The sequence below is a fragment of the Sporosarcina gallistercoris genome (genome assembly GCF_050459885.1).
GTDB lineage: Bacteria > Bacillota > Bacilli > Bacillales_A > Planococcaceae > Sporosarcina > Sporosarcina gallistercoris_A.
Genome location: NZ_JBCMNO010000001.1, coordinates 75,541 through 94,479 on the forward strand (window position 1 = coordinate 75,541; position 18,939 = coordinate 94,479).

An 18,939-nucleotide genomic window follows, 5' to 3' on the forward strand; every position below is an offset into this window, starting at 1 on the left:
GCAAGTCTCATTATAGCAAATGCGTCTTGGAAGTCAACTGATAACTGAAAATGATTCTCACTAATTAATGGAGGGCTAGTTATGCTTTCGGAGTGAGAATGAGGGGATAATCAGCGATCACGAGAGAGTAAATAATACAAAAAACAGGTGAGGGCAGCAGACGCTTCCTCTCACCTGTTTCACTGTTCCAAACGAGTTGTTTGTTCAATCGATCCTACCGTCCTCATTGTCCAACGTTTTTGCCGGACATATCATAAGCATTGTTCGGTACTTCATCCGGAATCACGATGTTATCCAATTCATTTATTTTGCTCATGTTAGCATGGATAGTTTGGATGGTGACAGTCTGATAGCCGGTTATGTCCATAATCGCGTCCAGTTTCATGTCAAACGAATTCGTATAGTAGGTCTCTTTGTCAACGTGAAGTGTCAGTTCAATCTTTTTCACTTCCAGGTTTTCCATCGCGACCTCTTCTTCCCCTTCCATCCCTTGCCCCCCCATTGCAGTTTGATCCATGAGTTCTTTCAAGAGTTCACCAAACTGTTCACCTGAAGCGGATAAGTTTAATATATATTCTTCTTCTTGTTCTTCGAGTGTGAATTCTTCCGTAAAGTCCTTGAACACTTCCAAGTCCATCATCGCATTGGAACTGTCCATTCCAGAAAGGATTTCATCCTGCATTTCAGCAGGGACGGATAGCCAGCCGCCTTCCATTTCTTGCATCTGGACATATAGTTCGTCTCCTTCTCCGTACATCTCGATATCCATGGAGCCCTCAGCATCTCCTTTCACAACCATTTTCTGATGCAGGGACATCGGTTCAGTTACCATATCCATCGTAATCGCAATATCATTTTTCATACTTAGATTTTCTTCACCCGTTGTCTTCATGTTTTGTTGAATTGCGAAATCCGCATGCATGCTGTTGATGGATTCTGAAGCTTGCAGAGATTTTTGATAGACCTCCTGAGCGGTAATTTCCTTTTTCTCCTTTGTTTTTTCAGCATTTTCACTGTTACCTGCTGCACCTGTTTCCGTATCCGCCCCTACAGTCGGTTCTTCACCTGATCCACACGCTCCAAGAGCTAGTATGAGTAAACCTGCTGCCATACGTTGTGTCCATTTTCTCATGAAATCTTCTCCTTTTTAAGAAACTTCATTACACATTAGTCTACGGCAAAAACCCTTTTCGGTTTTACCGCATTTAAAAAATCTGAAAACCGTCCTTCCAGTTCATGCTCTATCTTCCTAACAAAAGTCCTGAATTGTAGAATATTCCGAGAGTTTTGTCGAACTTTCCGATCTAACCGTGTATACTAGCACTAAAATGGCAAAAAGGACGGGTATGATGTTAAAACAGTTTTTCTCCTATTATAAACCGCACAAAAGACTCTTCATGATCGACTTTTCGAGTGCTGTTTTTGTGGCGTTACTCGAACTGGCATTTCCACTCGCCGTCCAGGGATTCATCGACATACTCTTACCTTCCCGCGATTGGGGCCAGATCACTACCATTAGTGTTCTATTACTCGTCATCTATCTTTTCAGTACGTTCCTTCAATACATCGTCAGCTACCTTGGACACAAACTGGGTATAAATATTGAAACGGACATGCGGGAAAAGCTGTTCAATCATGTTCAAAAGCAATCATTCCGCTTCTTTGACAATACGAAAACCGGGCATATCATGACACGGATTACGACAGATCTCTTCGATATCGGTGAGCTCGCCCATCATGGACCAGAAGATGCGTTCATTGCAGTCATGACGATCATAGGGGCGTTCGTTCTAATGTATTCCATTAATCCTGAACTGGCACTCATTGCGATTGTCATGGTGCCATTCCTTATTGTCCTAGTCGCTTTCTGTAACAAAGCCATGAATTCCGCTTGGCTCAATATGTACGGGAAAATCGCAGAAGTGAATGGACGTGTAGAAGACTCTGTATCCGGTTCACGCGTCGTGAAGTCATTCACAAATGAGAGTTTCGAATTGGCCCGTTTTCGCAGGGACAATGGTAATTTCAGAACCGCTAAGTTAGTCGCATATAATGTAATGGCTTGGACGACTTCTTCCATTTACATGATGACGCGGCTTGTCACACTCGTCATTTTAGTAGTAGGCGCTTGGTTCACCATCCAGAAGACGCTTTCTATCGGAGAGCTGGTCAGCTTTATCCTGTTCGTCAACATCCTCATTAAACCGGTGGATAAAATCAGTGCGTTGTTGGAGCTTTATCCGAAAGGGATGGCGGGCTTCAGCCGTTTCCAGGACTTACTCAACCAAGAGCCTGAAATCCTTGACATCCCGGATGCAATCGATGTCGCACACTTAAACGGCGATATCACCCTATCCGAAGTCACATTTTCCTATGATGGCGGGAAACCTGTGCTCCACAACCTGAGCCTGTCAATACACTCCGGGCAAACTATCGCATTTGTTGGTCCTTCAGGTGCAGGGAAAACGACGATCTGTTCGCTGATTCCCCGATTTTACGATGTGGATGAAGGGCGGATCACAATCGACGGAATAGATATCCGTAATATGAGCCAGCGCTCATTACGCCGTCAAATCGGGATCGTCCAACAAGATGTTTTCCTCTTTACAGGAACCGTTAAAGAAAACATCGCTTACGGTGATTTGAATGCTCCAGACGAAGCTATCTATGAAGCCGCCAAGCGCGCGCATTTGGAAGAGTTCATCGCTGGTCTTCCCAATGGTTATGACACTCAAATCGGTGAACGTGGGTTGAAGTTGTCCGGGGGGCAAAAGCAGCGTCTCGCGATTGCCCGGATGTTCTTGAAAAATCCACCGATTCTTATTTTGGACGAAGCAACTTCTGCTCTCGATACGGAAACAGAGAGGATTATCCAGGAATCGCTGACAGAGCTTTCCGAGAATCGCACGACCCTTGTCATCGCCCATAGACTTGCTACAATTCGTGATGCTGATCGTGTGGTCGTAGTGACACCTGAAGGGATTGCAGAAGACGGCGGGTATGCGGAACTCGTTGCCCAGAATGGTATTTTTTCAAAATTACATGCAAATCAGTTCCAACAGGTTTAAGAAATCCTGAAGCGGGCATACTACAACTATCCCACCCCCTTTCTCTTATAGAATAAAAGAACGGCATCGCCTATATACTGGCGGTGCCGTTCTTTTCATTCAATGACTGATAATATATTCCTCAATTTTTTTCCTCTCCCGCTCATCCATCTCCACAATCATCAAAGTGCCGTCTTCTTCGTACTCTGTCGATTTCACATGCGTTTCCTCATTTAAATAAGAAACCAGATCTCCGCGGTCAAATGGAATTAGCAGTTTACATGTAATATGTTTTTGATAGACCTTATGCTCAATGAGTTTGACTAACTCGTCAATCCCCTCACCTGTTCTTGCTGAAATCCAAATCTGATCATCTTGTACACGCGGGAAATCCACACCATTCGCAAGGTCCGCTTTATTGTATACATACATTGTCGGGATATCTTCCACTCCGACGTCTTGAAGTGTCTTATTCGTGACGTCAATCATATGGCGGTACTCCGGATTGGAAACATCTACAACGTGCAGCAGCAGATCCGCTTCACGAGCTTCCTCCAATGTAGATCGGAACGCTTTCACTAGATGGTGAGGAAGCTTTGCGACAAAGCCGACTGTGTCAGTGAGGATGAATGGTTTACGATCAACTAGAGTAACGTTTCGAACCGAGGTATCCAGCGTCGCAAATAACATATCTTTCTCCATTACAGTCTTCGCATCGCTGCCATTCGCTTTAGACAAAATCCGGTTCATCAACGTGGATTTTCCAGCATTCGTATACCCGACAATTGAAACGACTGGTGTTCCACTGCGTTTTCGTTGTTTACGCTGGACATCCCGCTGTTGCTTCATCCCATCCAACTCTCTCCTCAACTTCGCGATCTGCTCCTCAATCTTCCGGCGATCGAGCTCTAATTTCGTCTCGCCGGCACCTTTGTTTTGGAATCCGCCGCCTGTCCCTCCGCCTTGGCGACCGAGCGAAGCCCGTAATCCAACCAATCGCGGCAATGTATATTGCAGCTCTGCAAGTTCAACTTGCATACGGGCTTCGTGGGTTCTGGCTCTCCGTGCGAAGATGTCCAGAATAAGCATCGTCCGGTCAATGATTTTCACTTCCAGATCACGTTCCAAGTTACGTAACTGCGAAGGGGAGAGTTCATCATTGAAAATGATTAAATTTGCTCCTGCCTCATCTGCAAATAATCGTACTTCATCAATTTTCCCTTTGCCTATATAGCCTGTCGGATGTTTACGTTCCAGTTTTTGGACAACACTTCCAACGACTTTCACCCCTACAGCAGCTGCCAGATTACCAAGTTCCTCTAGTTCGTATTCGAAATGTTCATCATTCTGTTCTTCAACCCCGACCAGGATTGCGGTTTCTTGCAGCTGTTCCATTTCATCCATTCGGACACCTTCTCTCCATCATTTACCTTATTATTCAGCTTGCCCCGTTACAACAGCAAGCATACGATTCCGTTCATCCGGACTTTCTATAAATCGCAGCCGGACATCATTCAACTTAAGACTTTCCGCATCTTCCGACTGGGTCCCCAGAATCCTGCACCAGCGTTCAAGCGTCCGTCCAGGTTCTCTCGTCACAAGTCCGCATTCCGAGATTCGTTCGGCTTCACTTTCTTTTGTGAGTGCACCTTCTGCACGTAATGCATCGCGACGACTCTGTTCACTTTCTTCCCACTGAATGAAAAATGGAGCAGGCAAGTCCGTCAGATCCTCCTCATTAACAAATAGCATCTTCCATTTTTTAAGGGTTCCTGAAGAGGTTAGACGAGATGCATCGAGCACACCAGAAGTTTGCATCCCCATTTTATTCAGACGATCATTCAGTGCATAAATATCTTCAGTCGATATGCATAGTGTACCCCAGCCACCCCCATACGCCGCTAAGTCGTGCTTCAATTGCATGACTAACGGATGTGTTGAAAGCTCCGCCACTTCAGCCTTTTCAATCGCTAACCATTCGATGTATGCATTTTGTAAATACAGCAATGCATTGTACGTACCCCATTTTTCGTGACTTCCCCCAATGACTGCCCCCGGATATTGCGAAGCCACTATTTCAGGAGTCCGTCCTGTGAACCACACGACATGATCCAGTTTCATAACCAGCCCCCCTTTACTAACTATCATACCTTACGAGCAGAAAGAAACCATGAAAAAGCCGCCCTATCTAAATGGGCGGCTTCATATGTCAACTATCGCGTTTCAACAGTTCCAATGACTCTGTAAACTCACGTTCGATTTCTTTGTCTTCTTTGTAAGTTGCAAGACTAACAAAATACGTAACGAGTAGACATACGATGAAACCTGGAACGATTTCATACAGTGTGCCTGTAAGTGACGGCACGTTGCCCCAGACTCCGACAACGATTGCTCCTGCAACCATTCCGAATAATGCACCCTTCGCCGTCAGTTTACGCCAGTAAAGAGACAACAGGATGATTGGACCGAATGCACCACCGAAACCAGCCCACGCAAATGACACAAGCTTCAAGATGGATTCGTTGTTCGGCCAAGCAAGCACCATTGCAATCAATGATACAACAAGTACTGCCATACGGCCGAGGAATACATATTGCTTATCTGTACCATCTGTCTTGTAAATCGCCTTATATAAATCTTCAATCAATGCAGATGACGTAACGATCAGCTGCGAAGAAATCGTACTCATGACTGCTGCAAGAACAGCTGCAAGCATGATTCCAGCAATGAACGGATGGAAAATAATTTGCCCGAGGGCAATGAAAACCGTTTCGGAATCCACTAACTTTACGCCAGGGTTCTGCTGGTAATAAGCGATCCCTACAAGCGCTGTTGCTACTGCACCGAGTAAACTGAGAATCATCCAACTAATCCCGATGCGACGGGCACTTTTCGTTTCCTTCACAGAACTAATCGCCATGAAACGGACGATAATATGCGGCTGTCCAAAATAACCGAGTCCCCATGCAACGGAAGAAATGACCCCGAGAAGGGTTGCCCCTTTCACAAGACTGAGCATATCCGGATTCACCGCATGGATCGAGTTGACAGTTTCCGGTATTCCACCTGTTACAAACACAGCAACGACCGGGACAAGAATGAGTGCTAGGAACATAATTAGACCTTGCACAAAATCCGTATAACTTACCGCAAGGAACCCACCGAATAGAGTGTATCCCACTACGACTACCGAAACAATGATGAGTCCAAGATGATAATCCAATCCGAACGAGCTGAGGAAGAACTTACCTCCAGCAACCATTCCGGAAGATACGTAAAATGTAAAGAAGACAAGAATAATTAGTCAGGAAGCGATTCTTAAAAGTCTTGACTTGTCTTTCAATCGATTTTCAAGAAAACTTGGAATCGTGATTGAGTCGTTCGTTACTTGGGTATATACCCGTAGACGCGGTGCTACAAAATACCAGTTGAGGTAAGCTCCAGTTGTTAAACCGATTGCAATCCACACCTCTGGCAGTCCTTTGTCATAGATTGCACCTGGCAATCCAAGCAGCAGCCATCCCGACATATCCGCAGCACCTGCACTGAGTGCTGTAACCGCGGGTCCAAGCGATCGGCCGCCAAGCATATAATCTGTTAAATTGGATGTACGACGGAACGCATACCATCCTATGAACACCATTGCCGCCATGTAAAGTACAATCGAAATCAGTTTGTAACCATCAGCTGACATTGTTCAATCCCCCTTTAATCTTTTCTAAGTAACCGTAAACGCTTTCATTACTATAAGCAAGCCCGGTCAAATCCATTATAGGCAAGTTAGACGCATTGCGCCATAACTTTTTTCGATTTATTTCCCGGGAAATAGCTATTATTCGACAGGAGGAATTCAATTGGATCATGAACGTTTTTTAAATGACGCCATCCAGCTAGCTACTGACAGTGTTTTTCGAGGCGGAGGCCCTTATGGCGCCGTCATCGTACGGGATGGTGAGATCATTGCAAGCGGAGTCAATTCAGTAGAACCGGATCACGATCCTTCCGCACACGCGGAATTGGTCGCTATCAGGGAGGCATGCCGAATCCTTGCTTCGACTGACCTTTCCGACACTATACTTTATGCAAGCGGCGAGCCTTGTCCAATGTGTTTAGCTGCATCCTATCAAGCTCGTGTAGGGGAAATCTATTACGCTTGCAGTAAGAAAGAAGCGATGGATATATTCCCTAAACCCGATAAAGTGGAACATTTCTTCAGTGATCAGGATAAGCCAGGCGCCCTGAGGGATGTGCCTTTTATCCGCTTGGAAACCGATCACAGGCTGGAGCCATTCAAAGCCGCCTCCAACGAGCAATCCAATGCTTCAAACTAAACAAATTTCATATATTTCGGTATTACGAGGAGGAATTCCAAATGCCTTGGACAAAAGATGATTACCCGGATACTTTTAAAAATACAGGGACCGACGTCCGCAACAAAGCCATTGAGATTGCGAACGCATTGCTCCGGGAAGGATACGAAGAAGGTCGTGCAATCTCCATCGGACTTTCCCAGGCAAGAGAAGCTATTGAAGGAAAAGCTGAAGACCGTCCTCACTTCGAGATACGGGCCCGTGATGATGATTGGGTATTGAAGAAAAAGAGTGCATCGTCCGTTATTTATAAGGAAAATACGAAAAGTGCTCTGCTCGATAAAGCAAAATCATATGTCTCGGAGCATGACGGTGTGTTAATGGTCTACCGAGAAGATGGGACAAAAGAACAGACGTTGTATGAATAACAAAGAAGCATGCCCTCGTTAGGTCGGGCATGCTTCTTTTTCAAGTGTGCAATGCTTTTTCTTGAGACATTTCACGTAACTTGAACTTTTGGATTTTCCCTGACGCTGTCATTGGGTAGGCATCCGTAAATTCAATATATCGCGGAATTTTGTGATGGGAGATAGCCCCCTTGCAAAATGTACGGATTTCTTCCACCTCCAATTCCATTCCGTCTTTCGGAATGACCCATGCCATCAGTTCTTCACCGTATCGCTCATCTGGTACTCCTACAACTTGGACGTCAGAAACTCCGGGATGGGTATATAAAAACTCTTCCACTTCACGTGGATAAATATTTTCTCCCCCTCGGATGACCATATCTTTCATGCGACCTGTTATGTCGAGATAGCCGTCTTCATCCAATCTAGCAATATCTCCTGTATGCAGCCAACCTTCTTCATCGATCGCTTCACGGGTTGCTTCCGGGTTGTTATAATAGCCTTTCATCACATGGTACCCACGGGTACAAAGCTCACCAGACTGCCCCTTCGGCAGTTCTTCGCCAGTAGCCGGATCAATGATTTTCACTTCTACATGAGGATGCGGTTTGCCGACTGTCGATACCCGCTTTTCAATCGGATCATCCGTCTTCGTTTGCGAGATGACAGGTGAAGCCTCTGTCAATCCATAACAGATGGTGATTTCCGATGCTCCCATCACTTCAATAACTTGCTTCATCACTTCAATCGGACACGTAGATCCCGCCATAATACCCGTTCGCAACTTGGTCGTGTCATAGTCATTGAAATCAGGATGATTCAACTCAGCTATGAACATTGTAGGAACTCCATGCAGCGCCGTACATTTCTCATTTTGAACAGCGCGGAGTACACGCGCAGCTTCAAATTGTTCCACAATGACCATTGTCGCTCCGTGAGTAACAGCTGCCAGAGTTCCTAAGACACATCCGAAGCAATGGAAAAATGGCACCGGGATACACAAACGGTCCTCGCACGTTAACTTCATCGTTTCCCCGATCATATTGCCATTATTAACAACATTATTATGAGTGAGCATGACGCCTTTAGGAAACCCGGTCGTCCCCGAGGTGTACTGAATGTTAATTACATCGTCTGGACTGAGTGATTCTTTGCGCTTTTCCAGTTCTTCGTCCAACACCATTTCTGCATGTTTCAGAAATTCCGACCATTTATAGATTCCTACTTCATTTTTCTCGGTCATCAGGATGACACGTTTCAAATCCGGCAATGCCTTACAGTGGATATGTCCGCCATCTCTTTCCTGTTGGGATGGACAAATGGAACGTAAGATTTCCAGATAACTAGTATCCTTGAAACCCTCATCCAGAATAAGGGTCGTCGCTTCAGATTGTTGCAGTAAATAATTCAATTCAGCTGCTTGATAATTCGTATTGACCGTTACGAGAACAGCTCCCATTTTTCCGGTAGCAAATTGACTCAGCAGCCATTGGGGTTTGTTATCCGACCAAATTCCAACGTGTTCCCCTTTTTGAATCCCAATACCCATGAATGCTTTTGCCAGTTCATCGGTCTCCTTGTCGAATTCGGCATATGTCTTTCTCAATAACCGCTCCGGATAGACATACGCTTCGTTTTCCGGATACCGAATTGCCTGCTCACTCAATATCTCTCCGACCGTCTTGTTCATCAGCTCCATTTCTCCATCCCCCTATCCAATTCTAAGTTCCTTCTATACTATCATATTTTTCTGATTGTGATGAATAATTATTAAATTACTTTCTACATTCATTCGACAAAAAAAGCAGGAAGTGAGTAACCTCCCTGCTTGCTTCATACAAATCCTATTCGTTACTCGATCGGAGTCACTCTTCCCCGTTCGTCTTTATAGAATACATGGTGCCTTTCCAATTTTGTCGGGGAGTCCAATCCTGCTGCTGCCGCTATACGGAATAAGCCTTCACGCATAGTTAAAATATAGTTGGTGACCCGGTACTTCTTCTCTTCCACTACTAGCCCGCGCTGTAAGTTCGGATCTGTCGTGGCGACACCAGCTGGACATTCATTCGTATGACATCGTTGTGCCATAATGCATCCAACGGAGATCATGAATCCACGTGCAATTTGAACAAGGTCCGCTCCCATTGCCAGCGCAATCGCCGCTTTGTCCGGAGTTGTCATCTTTCCGGAAGCAATAATTTTCACTCGATCCCGTACCTCGAACTTCCTTAACGCATCATCCAGTATGACCAATGCAGATCGAATTGGCAGACCTACCGAATCTGCTAAGTCCTGATACGTCGCCCCCGATCCGCCTTCGGATCCATCTACAGAAATAAAGTCCGGGCCCTTTCCTGTTTCCTTCATAAATGAGGCAAGTTCTTCAGCATCCGATTTCCCGCCTATTACGATCTTAATACCAACAGGCTTTCCTGAATGATTTCGGATCTTTTCGATAAAGGAAAACATGGATGGAAAATCATCGAACTGATGGAAACGGTTCGGACTGTTAATCGTCTTAAACGGAGTGACATTCCTTATCATGGCAATTTCTTCTGTCACTTTAGACCCCTCGACGTGACCGCCCCGCATTTTAGCACCTTGAGCCAGTTTCAGTTCAAATGCCCGGACTTTCGGGTTTTCCGCTTTTTCAGTGAGGAGATTCCAATCGAATTCACCGTCTGTGGTACGAAACCCAAACAATCCGGAACCGATTTGCGCGATGATATCTGCATCGCCTGCTAGATGATGCGGGGATAGACCACCTTCTCCTGTATTCATCCAAGCACCCGTTGCCATCCCGATTCCTTTGGAAAGTGCCGTAATCGCATTTTCTCCGAGTGCGCCATAACTCATCGCTGATTGTCCTAGTAAACTATGGACACGGAAAGGATGCTTACATGTCGGACCAATCACGACTGCGTCTTCATCTGGAAGTAACCACGGTTGTGCCGTCACTTCCTCCCGATGCTCTCTCCTGGAGAATAATCCTTCCCCATCGACAACATAGCGCATCGAATCGATTTTGCGATCATTATCGACGCGCATTTCTTCGTTCTGCTTCGTAAACATCGCATTGCGCAAGTAATAGCCTGGAGAGTCGAAGTCCCGTTTTGATCCGAATCCGATGACGCTATTTAAGTATTTTCCCGGTAGGACCATATGCAAATAGTCTTCCCGACTAAACGGTTTGCCTTCGTTATCACTATCGAATAAGTATTGCCTGAATTCCGGACCCACTTTTTCAATCATATAGCGGATTCTGCCGAGTATAGGATAATTACGTAAAATAGCATGCTGCTTCTGCCTCCGGTCAAATATGTAAACATATAAAATAGCAAAAACGGGGATAACGATGACTGCAGTTATTATCAGCATGGTGGTAAGAGAAATTCCTTCCAAAGAGCTCATAAGCTCCACTCCTTTTCTATCGTCTCAAACTGGTGTACCATTAATCACAATCACTAGTTGGAGGCGATTCTTAATGGTTATTGACTTACTGAACTCCCATGCATCTGTTCGATCGTACACAGATGAGCTATTATCCAAAGAAACAGTCAGAGAACTGGTATCTGCCGGGCAGCACGCCGCCAGTTCCCATTTTGTCCAAGCCTATTCAGTCGTCCACGCGACCGATGAAGCGGTTCGAGCAAAACTTGGAGAGTATTCAAAAAACCCTCATCAATTCAATGGCGCAGGTGCCGCCTTGGTCTTTTGTGCAGACTTCCACCGCTTACAGGCAGCGGCTGCATTGCATGAGCGCTCGATTGACTTCTCTCATGCAGAAGCCATGCTTGTCGGAACAATCGATGTAGCGCTCTTTGCACAGAATATTGCCATCGCTGCCGAATCGAAAGGATACGGGATTTGCTATATCGGTGGCGTTCGGAATAACCCTGCTGAGATTAGCGAACTTCTAAAACTCCCGGAGGGTGTCGTTCCGTTGTTCGGCATGACAATCGGTGTTCCTGCCAAAGTGAATGAAGTGAAACCACGTCTGCCACTAGATGCGGTGCTGCATGAGAATATGTATGATGCAAGCAACTATGACGAGGTTCTTCGAGAGTACGATGCGACGATGGCAGCATATTATGAAACGAGAAGTTCAAATCAGAAACTTGCTGGATGGACAGAGCAGATGGCTGACTTTTTAGAATCCCCTCAACGTCCGTACATGAAAGAATTTTTAAGAGAGCAAGGATTCAAGTTTGACTAAGAGTAGTCTTTCTTCCCTACCTCTCTTGCAAAGGAGTCAAACCTAATGGAATTTGAAAATTTGATCACCGACTTGGCGAAACGTCTGACAGATGGTACTTTTGTCCGCGCTACGTTCAGTCAACCACGTACGAAAGCAGATGGATTGTTGCGCATAAAAGCGAAACCCATTGAGTTGAAAGGCGAGTTGCACATACAGTTTGAAGAACAGTTTGAACGTGTGTTGAATCACCATAATATTTCAGCCCAAGGTGTAGAATTATTCCTGACAAATGCATTGATGCGCTTTAAACAAGTACAAGCAGAATTCACAGGTGAAACCATTCAAATACAGCTGACTAAGAAATTTAAAGTTTCATGGAAATCGAGTGTATCAGAGACATCGAGAACCCCTGATTTATCGCATAATCGCAAAAAGAATTATTTGCTGGAGGAAGGAACTCCTTATCCATTTTTAATACGCCTGGGCGTTCAGACCGCTGACGGGCATATTAAGAAACAAAAACACGATAAGTTCAGACAGATCAATCGGTTCATTGAATATATCGATGATGCATTGGCACATCTTCCAAAAAATAAAACTGTACGAATTCTCGATTTCGGTTCTGGTAAGTCCTATTTGACGTTCGCACTGTATCATTATCTTCACATTGAAAAAGGACTCGATATCCATGTGACCGGTCTCGATTTGAAGAAGGAAGTCATTGAAGAGTGTTCGGAGATTGCACGTGATCTTGAATACGATCGCCTGGAGTTTTTAGTCGGAGATATTAATGATTATGAGGATGAAACCTCTGTGGATATGGTGGTCACTTTGCATGCGTGTGATACTGCAACGGATATGGCACTTGCTCGTGCGGTTCGATGGGGAGCGAGCGTGATTTTGAGCGTTCCTTGCTGTCAGCATGAATTGTTCAGTCAAATCCAGTCACCCGCGTTGGATTTGATGTTGCAGCATGGACTTGTGAAAGAACGTTTTTCTGCACTGGCAACGGATTCGATCCGGGCGGAGCTGTTGACGCTTGCGGGGTATGAGGCACAATTGCTCGAGTTCATCGACATGGCGCATACTCCGAAAAACATTTTGATCCGAGCGTACCATTCCGGGAAGCAGCCTTCCTCTGAGTCGATTGAGCGGTATACGGCATTCCGCGATCTATTGAATGCAAAACCGTTTTTGGAGAATGAGTTGAAGTTGGATGTATTGAGCGGAAGGAAATAAATGGAGGTCCCCTGCTGTTGCAGGGGACTTTTTTGCGGAGTGGAGCGGGTTTTGGGGCTGAATGAGCGGGTTCTGGCTTGGAATGAGCGGGTTCTCCTCGGGAATGAGCGGGTCGCGGGACTAAACGGGCGGGTTCTCCCTCGGAATGAGCGGGTTGCGCGGCGGAACGAGCGGGTTCCCCCTCGGAACGAGCGGGTTCGTCACCGGCTTGAGCGGATTCCCCCCTCGCTTGATCACTTTCCCAATGGCTTAAGTGGATCCGCCCCTCGCTTGATCACCCCATGCTGAATTCATCCATAAAATGAAAAACATCCGCGCTCCCACATGGGGAGGCGGACGTTCGTTTACAACTCAGGCACGGATGATTCTCGTGCCATCACTTCATCATACTTTGCATTATCGAGCTCTCCTGTCACGCGTGCGGTTGTGACCCCCGCTGTCATGGAACCGCTGACGTTTAACGCCGTGCGCCCCATGTCAATGAGCGGCTCCACCGAGATAAGAATCCCAGCCAACGCAATCGGGAGATTCAATGCAGACAATACGAGGATGGCAGCAAACGTTGCGCCCCCACCCACTCCTGCCACTCCAAACGAACTGATGGCGACAATTGCAACAAGCGTCAAAATGAATTGAACGTCAATCGGTTGACCGACAGTTGGTGCAATCATGACCGCGAGCATCGCTGGATAAATACCAGCACAACCGTTTTGTCCGATGGATAATCCAAATGATCCTGCGAAGTTTGCGATTCCATCAGGGACTCCAAGCCGAGTTGTTTGTGCGTTGAGTGTCAATGGTAAAGTTCCTGCACTGGAACGGGAAGAGAATGCGAACAGCAAGGTGTCCCCTGCTTTCTTCACGTACGTAATCGGGTTCAATCCAGTTGCTGCAAGAATGGCTAAGTGCACCAAGAACATGACAATCAAAGCAGCATAGGAAGCCGCTACGAACTTACCGAGATTCAAAATTGCTCCATAATCGGATAACGCCACTGTCCGCGCCATGATAGCGAGAATCCCGTAAGGTGTAAGTCGTAGCACGATTTTTACAACTGCCATGATCAATGAATAAACTGCATCGATTCCTTTTTGAACTACGGCAGCCTGTTCAGGTTCTTTTCGTCGGATCGTCAAAAATGCGAATCCTAAAAATGCTGCAAAGATGACTACACCGATTGTCGATGTTGGACGGGCGCCTGTGAAATCGAGAAACGGATTAGCGGGCAACAAATCCAGCAGCTGGTCTGGCAGAACTTTATCCGAAACGTCTGCAGCAGTCTCTTCTAACGTAACTCCTCGAGAAATCTCGGCATCCCCTTGGACGATTTGCTCAGCATCCAATCCGAACAAGAGGGCGGAACCGATACCAATAAGTGCAGCAATTGCTGTTGTACCAATGAGCAACCCTAAAATCAAGGCCGCTTGTTTCCCAAAGTTCTTCCCGGCTGCCACTTTCGTAAAAGCAGTCAAAATCGAGATGAACACGAGGGGCACTACGATCATTTGTAAAAGTTTAATATAGCCTGTTCCTATAATATTGAACCACGGAACCGATTGCTGAAGCGCGCTCGAGTCCGCCCCGTAACTGACGTGTAAAATAACACCATATACAATACCAAGACCTAACCCTGTAAACACCCGCTTGGAAAACGAAATATGTTTGCGGTTCATCCAAAATAATATACTAGCTAACAGAAGTAATCCTGCCACATTCAACAACACAAAACCTGTTTCCATCCCGATGTCCCCCTTTGTAAATATTTTATGATTTTCTGATACACTTTATCTTATGTATTTAATTCCTATATGTCAACTAGGGATTGAGGTTTTTTTATCATTTCCAATTAAACTGACAGTGTGAGCGCAGAGGAACAGCGTTAACTAAATAATCGATATTATTAAAAAGAAGTTCCACGCAGATACAAAATTTGCTACACTAAATGAAATCTACTATACAAATGGAGGGCTCACATGTTTACACTTCCTGTTTCAGAAACGGTGTCACTGAAATTACTCGAACAAGAGGATGCAGCTAACATCTTCTTTCTGGTCAATGAATCCAGGGATCATTTGCGGGAATGGCTTCCATGGGTCGATGGCGTACTCTCCCCCGAAAGCTATCGGCCTGTCATCGAAATGTGGCTGAAACAGTTTGCGGAGCACAATGGCTTTCAAGTCGGGATTTTGTATAAAGGCGAACTGGCAGGAATGATTGGATTCCATAAAATCGACTGGCTGAACAAAAGTACGAGTCTGGGGTATTGGATCGGGGATGGGTTTCAAGGCCACGGCATCATGACAGATTCAGTTCGTTCATTAGTTAGCTATGCGTTTTCTACATACAAATTGAATCGCATTGAAATTCGGTGCGGAGTCGAAAACGTAAAAAGTCGAGCAATCCCAGAACGACTCGGCTTTCAACTTGAAGGAATTCAGCGTGATGGGGAGTTTCTCTATGATCATTTCCATGATCTAGCTGTCTACAGTATCCTTTCGCATGACTGGAAATAAGCCATATTCTCCAGCTACTTCTCCCAAAAAAAGAGAGTAGCTGTTTTTTGAAGGCTAGTGATTCATCCCCTACCGACCTAGGAAAACCCAATAGCAACAGGCTTCTTCGAAGATCTTCAAATGATGAACGTTCGATACCATTTCAAGTATTCCTTACTCTCTTTTTGTAATCTTCAGTTAATAAAAAATTCACATCTACAGGTTACACTACTTAAATAATTCATTTGCTTGAAAATCCCGCAAAGGAGGTCAACTGATGACAGCAGCGAAAACATCTAAAGTCAATACCGGATTCGTTATTTTGTTAGTCGGTGTTTTCATGGCAGCTCTGGATAACGGGATTATCAGTGCTGCACTTACCACCATCAACACCTCATTCGGTGTAAGTGCTACACAAGGATCTTGGGGAATCACTTTGTACACTCTTGGTCTTGCAGTCATGACACCGATTGTCGGGAAACTTGCTGACCGCTATGGACGTAAAAAACTCTTCCTCATCGAAATTGTGATTTTCACCATCGGTTCGCTTGGAGTAGCGCTCAGTCCGAATTTCACGCTCTTTCTTGCAGCGCGTATGTTCCAATCATTTGGCGGTGGCGGTATTTTCATTATCGCGAGCTCCCATGTGTTGAGTACGTTTACGAAAGAAAAACAAGGCAGCATGCTAGGACTTCTAGGCGGCATGAACGGGATCGCGTCAGTTGTCGGGCCAAACATCGGAAGTTTCCTGATCGACGTAACAGGAAACTGGCATTGGCTGTTTTTAATCAACGTTCCTATTGGGATAGCACTCGTCGCAGTCGGTTTCTTCTCATTGGAAGAAACAAAATCCTATGTCATGTCTAAAATTGACTTTCTCGGGATATCGTTGTTGTCCTTCTCTATTCTCAGCGTCATGTTCGCCATTAACAACGTCGGCCGTGGCGGTTCGTTCGCGGATGTATTCATCAAATGGAGTGTCCTCGGACTTCTTATTCTCGGAGTCCTCATTTTCGCGGCATTGATCTTTGTGGAAAAGCGCAACGAACAAGGGGATGAAATCGACCCGATTCTTCCCTATAGTCTACTTCGCAAGCCGACATATGCGATGACAATGGTGATGGGCTTATTATCAGGGACGTTCATCGGTGCGATTATTTTCATCCCGTCCTTTGCGCAGCAGATTCTTGGAATCTCAGCCGCGAAGTCAGGATATTGGATGACACCTCTAGCGCTCGCATCAGGTATCGGGGCTGGGGGCGGCGGTTATTTTGTCGATAAAAAAGGGCCCGTCAAGACACTGATTTTCGCTGGAATTATCGGAATCATCGGCTTTGGGGGTCTGGGGTATTTTGCAGATACTAAATTGCTGTTCATCCTCTTCTCTGTCATCGCAGGCGTGGGATTCGGCTTTGTACTCGGTGCACCGCTCACTGTCCTTACGTCCAACGCTGCTGGAACGCAAAAAGGTTCGGCGATTGGTACCCTTTCCGTAGCGCGTCAAGTAGGATTGACGATTTCTCCTACGATTTTTGCTGCATTCATTCAAAATGGGTTCAGTAAAATCGGGGACTTGATCCCTCAAAAATTGAAGGAGCACGGAATTGATCCAAGTCAGCTCCCTGAAGGGTCCATGGAGGGGTTGGCAGGTGGCAGTTATGGGGAGTTGCAAGCTAAAATCGATCAGATCCCTGCACCTGAAGTGAGAGAAGCGCTTCATGAAGCTTTCCAACAAGCTGCTCACTCGGCATATGAACCGATCTATTTGACGACTGCCGTCATGGCGCTTCTTATGATCATCATTTCGATCATGTTCAGCAAACAGTTTAAACAAGACGCAATTGAAAGCGACCGGTTAGATACACTGGAAAAACATAAGCCTGCTTCAGATAACGAATAAAACCATTTTCACAGCCGTTCAGGACGATCCTGAACGGTTTTTTCCGTAATTATATCCTAAGTTTCGCACACTCCGGATTACTCTTTCCATTCTGCTTTCAACAGAAGGCAGCGATCATAAGCTTGAAGCTGTTCCAACGCTTTTTCATCGCTCATATTGAACGTTTGTACCCTTCCGCTAGCCGAGACGATGTAGTATGCGAGATAAGAGACTTCGCCTTGTTTCAATGTAAGCTCACTTTCAAAAGTGGGCATTAATGTCGATCCGCCTGGCATCGCTTCTAGTTCAGGCAGTAACCGTCCCCCTGGTGAGCTGAAAAGGATTCGTTCTATCGTATTTTCATCTGACTGTTCTACTCCAAATGCGATTATTGGCGCCAGCTGTTCTGCTGATCCATTCCAGGGAGTTTCCGCAAGCGTTCCTACGTATTCCCCGTGTTCATATTGCTCAATGGTGAATTGAATGCTTTTGCCTTCAGGCAATGTGTCTTTAGAAGTGAAATGTAGGGCTTCCATGCCACCCGCACTGTAGATTAACTGCTGTTCATCCTCCGTCAACACTCTCTGTGTCAACGTGATGGACTTGCTTCCGAAACATCCGGCTAACAACAACGCTGCTACTAACCAAATTCCAGCTGCACCAATCCGTTTCACACGCATCCCCTTTGTTTGTCAGCGTTATCCTACGACAGTTGTCGGCAAAAAGATGTAGTTCTCTTTTGACACACGTTCCCCGAATTCAAGCGGAATCCGCTCACTGAAAATCGGCCCATCTGCAACGACAGTATGGAACTCTCCAGACTCTCCGCAACTATCGATTCCGAGTGCATCGAGTTCATCCATCAGTTCAATCGTAAATCGTTTTCCTAGAAAACGTTCCGGCATAAGACTCGTGTTGACTACAATAATATACGCTTCAAATCCCGCGGCAATGAATTCCTCTAGTAATTGTCGTCTCGGGATAAGCCATAGTGGGTGCAGCGCGGTCATTCCTGCTTGCTCACAGGTTTTCTGCACCCAGATCCTATGGTCTTCCAAATCGATGTCCCCGAATACTCCATAGGCAATGCCCGCCCCGGTACATTCCTTCATGGCGTCTACAAATTCCTGCTCATACGATTGCCATGAGGCTTGCCGCTTCATGAAGGTGGCACCCATTCGTTCTGCTTGTGCGCGAACTACTGATTCTGGCAGCGCATGGGATCGTGAGCGGTCCGCATCTTCTTCAAACATCGTCCACACCCGTGTAAGTCTATCACCGTTCTGTACAGCTTTGTAGACAGCCATTGCAGAGTCCTTTCCTCCACTCCAAGATGCTGTAAATTTAGGTTCTAAATCAAATGTTGG

The 18,939-nt window shown here is 45.8% G+C and carries 15 protein-coding genes and 1 pseudogene; 7 read left to right on the forward strand and 9 right to left on the reverse strand.

What is annotated here, in order from left to right; translation table 11 throughout:
- Positions 1–223 precede the first annotated feature (223 nt).
- Positions 224–1,132 (reverse strand): DUF6612 family protein, encoded by a 909-nt coding sequence (locus tag ABE021_RS00420; RefSeq protein ID WP_430286183.1) that lies wholly within the window; start codon positions 1,130–1,132, stop codon positions 224–226.
- A 217-nt stretch (positions 1,133–1,349) separates the two neighbouring features.
- Here ABE021_RS00420 and ABE021_RS00425 point away from each other — a divergent pair, with 217 nt between their 5' ends.
- Positions 1,350–3,068, forward strand: coding sequence for an ABC transporter ATP-binding protein (locus ABE021_RS00425; RefSeq protein ID WP_430286184.1), 1,719 nt, complete (start codon positions 1,350–1,352; stop codon positions 3,066–3,068).
- Positions 3,069–3,167: 99 nt separating this feature from the next.
- Here ABE021_RS00425 and hflX read toward each other — a convergent pair whose 3' ends face one another.
- From hflX to putP, 3 genes and pseudogenes are all read right to left on the reverse strand, one after another.
- A complete protein-coding gene (hflX, locus tag ABE021_RS00430; protein ID WP_430286201.1) occupies positions 3,168–4,442 on the reverse strand; it encodes a GTPase HflX in 1,275 nt (424 codons plus the stop codon).
- A gap of 39 nt (positions 4,443–4,481) precedes the next feature.
- Positions 4,482–5,168: a VOC family protein gene (locus tag ABE021_RS00435; RefSeq protein WP_430286185.1), complete on the reverse strand. Its 687-nt coding sequence runs from the start codon at positions 5,166–5,168 to the stop codon at positions 4,482–4,484.
- 88 nt (positions 5,169–5,256) lie between these two features.
- Positions 5,257–6,741 (reverse strand): annotated as a pseudogene (gene putP, locus ABE021_RS00440) (sodium/proline symporter PutP).
- Between the two features lie 160 nt (positions 6,742–6,901).
- Between putP and ABE021_RS00445 the strand changes: the two are divergent.
- Both ABE021_RS00445 and ABE021_RS00450 read left to right on the forward strand, forming a co-directional pair.
- Positions 6,902–7,378 (forward strand): nucleoside deaminase, encoded by a 477-nt coding sequence (locus ABE021_RS00445; RefSeq protein ID WP_430286186.1) that lies wholly within the window; start codon positions 6,902–6,904, stop codon positions 7,376–7,378.
- 41 nt (positions 7,379–7,419) lie between these two features.
- The gene (locus tag ABE021_RS00450; protein ID WP_430286187.1) at positions 7,420–7,785 is read left to right on the forward strand and encodes a hypothetical protein; all 366 of its coding nucleotides are present in this window, start codon (positions 7,420–7,422) and stop codon (positions 7,783–7,785) included.
- A gap of 40 nt (positions 7,786–7,825) precedes the next feature.
- Here the strand turns inward: ABE021_RS00450 and ABE021_RS00455 are convergent, their stop codons facing one another.
- Both ABE021_RS00455 and ABE021_RS00460 read right to left on the reverse strand, forming a co-directional pair.
- Positions 7,826–9,463, reverse strand: coding sequence for an AMP-binding protein (locus ABE021_RS00455; RefSeq protein WP_430286188.1), 1,638 nt, complete (start codon positions 9,461–9,463; stop codon positions 7,826–7,828).
- 152 nt (positions 9,464–9,615) lie between these two features.
- Positions 9,616–11,175: an FMN-binding glutamate synthase family protein gene (locus tag ABE021_RS00460; protein ID WP_430286189.1), complete on the reverse strand. Its 1,560-nt coding sequence runs from the start codon at positions 11,173–11,175 to the stop codon at positions 9,616–9,618.
- A gap of 73 nt (positions 11,176–11,248) precedes the next feature.
- Here ABE021_RS00460 and nfsA point away from each other — a divergent pair, with 73 nt between their 5' ends.
- Together nfsA and ABE021_RS00470 are read left to right on the forward strand one after the other, a co-directional pair.
- Positions 11,249–11,980, forward strand: coding sequence for an oxygen-insensitive NADPH nitroreductase (gene nfsA, locus ABE021_RS00465; protein WP_430286190.1), 732 nt, complete (start codon positions 11,249–11,251; stop codon positions 11,978–11,980).
- Positions 11,981–12,025: 45 nt separating this feature from the next.
- Positions 12,026–13,201: a class I SAM-dependent methyltransferase gene (locus ABE021_RS00470; protein ID WP_430286191.1), complete on the forward strand. Its 1,176-nt coding sequence runs from the start codon at positions 12,026–12,028 to the stop codon at positions 13,199–13,201.
- 344 nt (positions 13,202–13,545) lie between these two features.
- Here the strand turns inward: ABE021_RS00470 and ABE021_RS00475 are convergent, their stop codons facing one another.
- Entirely contained in the window at positions 13,546–14,940 is a 1,395-nt protein-coding gene (locus tag ABE021_RS00475; protein WP_430286192.1) for an L-cystine transporter, read from the reverse strand.
- A 234-nt stretch (positions 14,941–15,174) separates the two neighbouring features.
- Between ABE021_RS00475 and ABE021_RS00480 the strand changes: the two genes are divergently transcribed.
- The gene (locus ABE021_RS00480) at positions 15,175–15,714 is read left to right on the forward strand and encodes a GNAT family N-acetyltransferase (protein WP_430286193.1); all 540 of its coding nucleotides are present in this window, start codon (positions 15,175–15,177) and stop codon (positions 15,712–15,714) included.
- A 256-nt stretch (positions 15,715–15,970) separates the two neighbouring features.
- Positions 15,971–17,593, forward strand: coding sequence for an MFS transporter (locus ABE021_RS00485; protein WP_430286194.1), 1,623 nt, complete (start codon positions 15,971–15,973; stop codon positions 17,591–17,593).
- A gap of 77 nt (positions 17,594–17,670) precedes the next feature.
- Here ABE021_RS00485 and ABE021_RS00490 read toward each other — a convergent pair whose 3' ends face one another.
- Both ABE021_RS00490 and ABE021_RS00495 read right to left on the reverse strand, forming a co-directional pair.
- Positions 17,671–18,246, reverse strand: coding sequence for a hypothetical protein (locus ABE021_RS00490; RefSeq protein WP_430286195.1), 576 nt, complete (start codon positions 18,244–18,246; stop codon positions 17,671–17,673).
- Positions 18,247–18,270: 24 nt separating this feature from the next.
- Positions 18,271–18,939 (reverse strand): diphthine--ammonia ligase (locus ABE021_RS00495; RefSeq protein ID WP_430286196.1); only part of this gene is annotated, 669 nt, incomplete at its 5' end.

What these genes read in the sequence shown, in the direction of transcription:
- ABE021_RS00420 (WP_430286183.1), bottom strand. Translation starts at nt 1,132, where the DNA reads ATGAGAAAATGGACACAACGTATGGCAGCAGGTTTACTCATACTAGCT.
- ABE021_RS00425 (WP_430286184.1), top strand. Translation starts at nt 1,350, where the DNA reads ATGTTAAAACAGTTTTTCTCCTATTATAAACCGCACAAAAGACTCTTC.
- hflX (WP_430286201.1), bottom strand. Translation starts at nt 4,442, where the DNA reads ATGGAACAGCTGCAAGAAACCGCAATCCTGGTCGGGGTTGAAGAACAG.
- ABE021_RS00435 (WP_430286185.1), bottom strand. Translation starts at nt 5,168, where the DNA reads ATGAAACTGGATCATGTCGTGTGGTTCACAGGACGGACTCCTGAAATA.
- ABE021_RS00450 (WP_430286187.1), top strand. Translation starts at nt 7,420, where the DNA reads ATGCCTTGGACAAAAGATGATTACCCGGATACTTTTAAAAATACAGGG.
- ABE021_RS00455 (WP_430286188.1), bottom strand. Translation starts at nt 9,463, where the DNA reads ATGGAGCTGATGAACAAGACGGTCGGAGAGATATTGAGTGAGCAGGCA.
- ABE021_RS00460 (WP_430286189.1), bottom strand. Translation starts at nt 11,175, where the DNA reads ATGAGCTCTTTGGAAGGAATTTCTCTTACCACCATGCTGATAATAACT.
- nfsA (WP_430286190.1), top strand. Translation starts at nt 11,249, where the DNA reads ATGGTTATTGACTTACTGAACTCCCATGCATCTGTTCGATCGTACACA.
- ABE021_RS00470 (WP_430286191.1), top strand. Translation starts at nt 12,026, where the DNA reads ATGGAATTTGAAAATTTGATCACCGACTTGGCGAAACGTCTGACAGAT.
- ABE021_RS00475 (WP_430286192.1), bottom strand. Translation starts at nt 14,940, where the DNA reads ATGGAAACAGGTTTTGTGTTGTTGAATGTGGCAGGATTACTTCTGTTA.
- ABE021_RS00480 (WP_430286193.1), top strand. Translation starts at nt 15,175, where the DNA reads ATGTTTACACTTCCTGTTTCAGAAACGGTGTCACTGAAATTACTCGAA.
- ABE021_RS00485 (WP_430286194.1), top strand. Translation starts at nt 15,971, where the DNA reads ATGACAGCAGCGAAAACATCTAAAGTCAATACCGGATTCGTTATTTTG.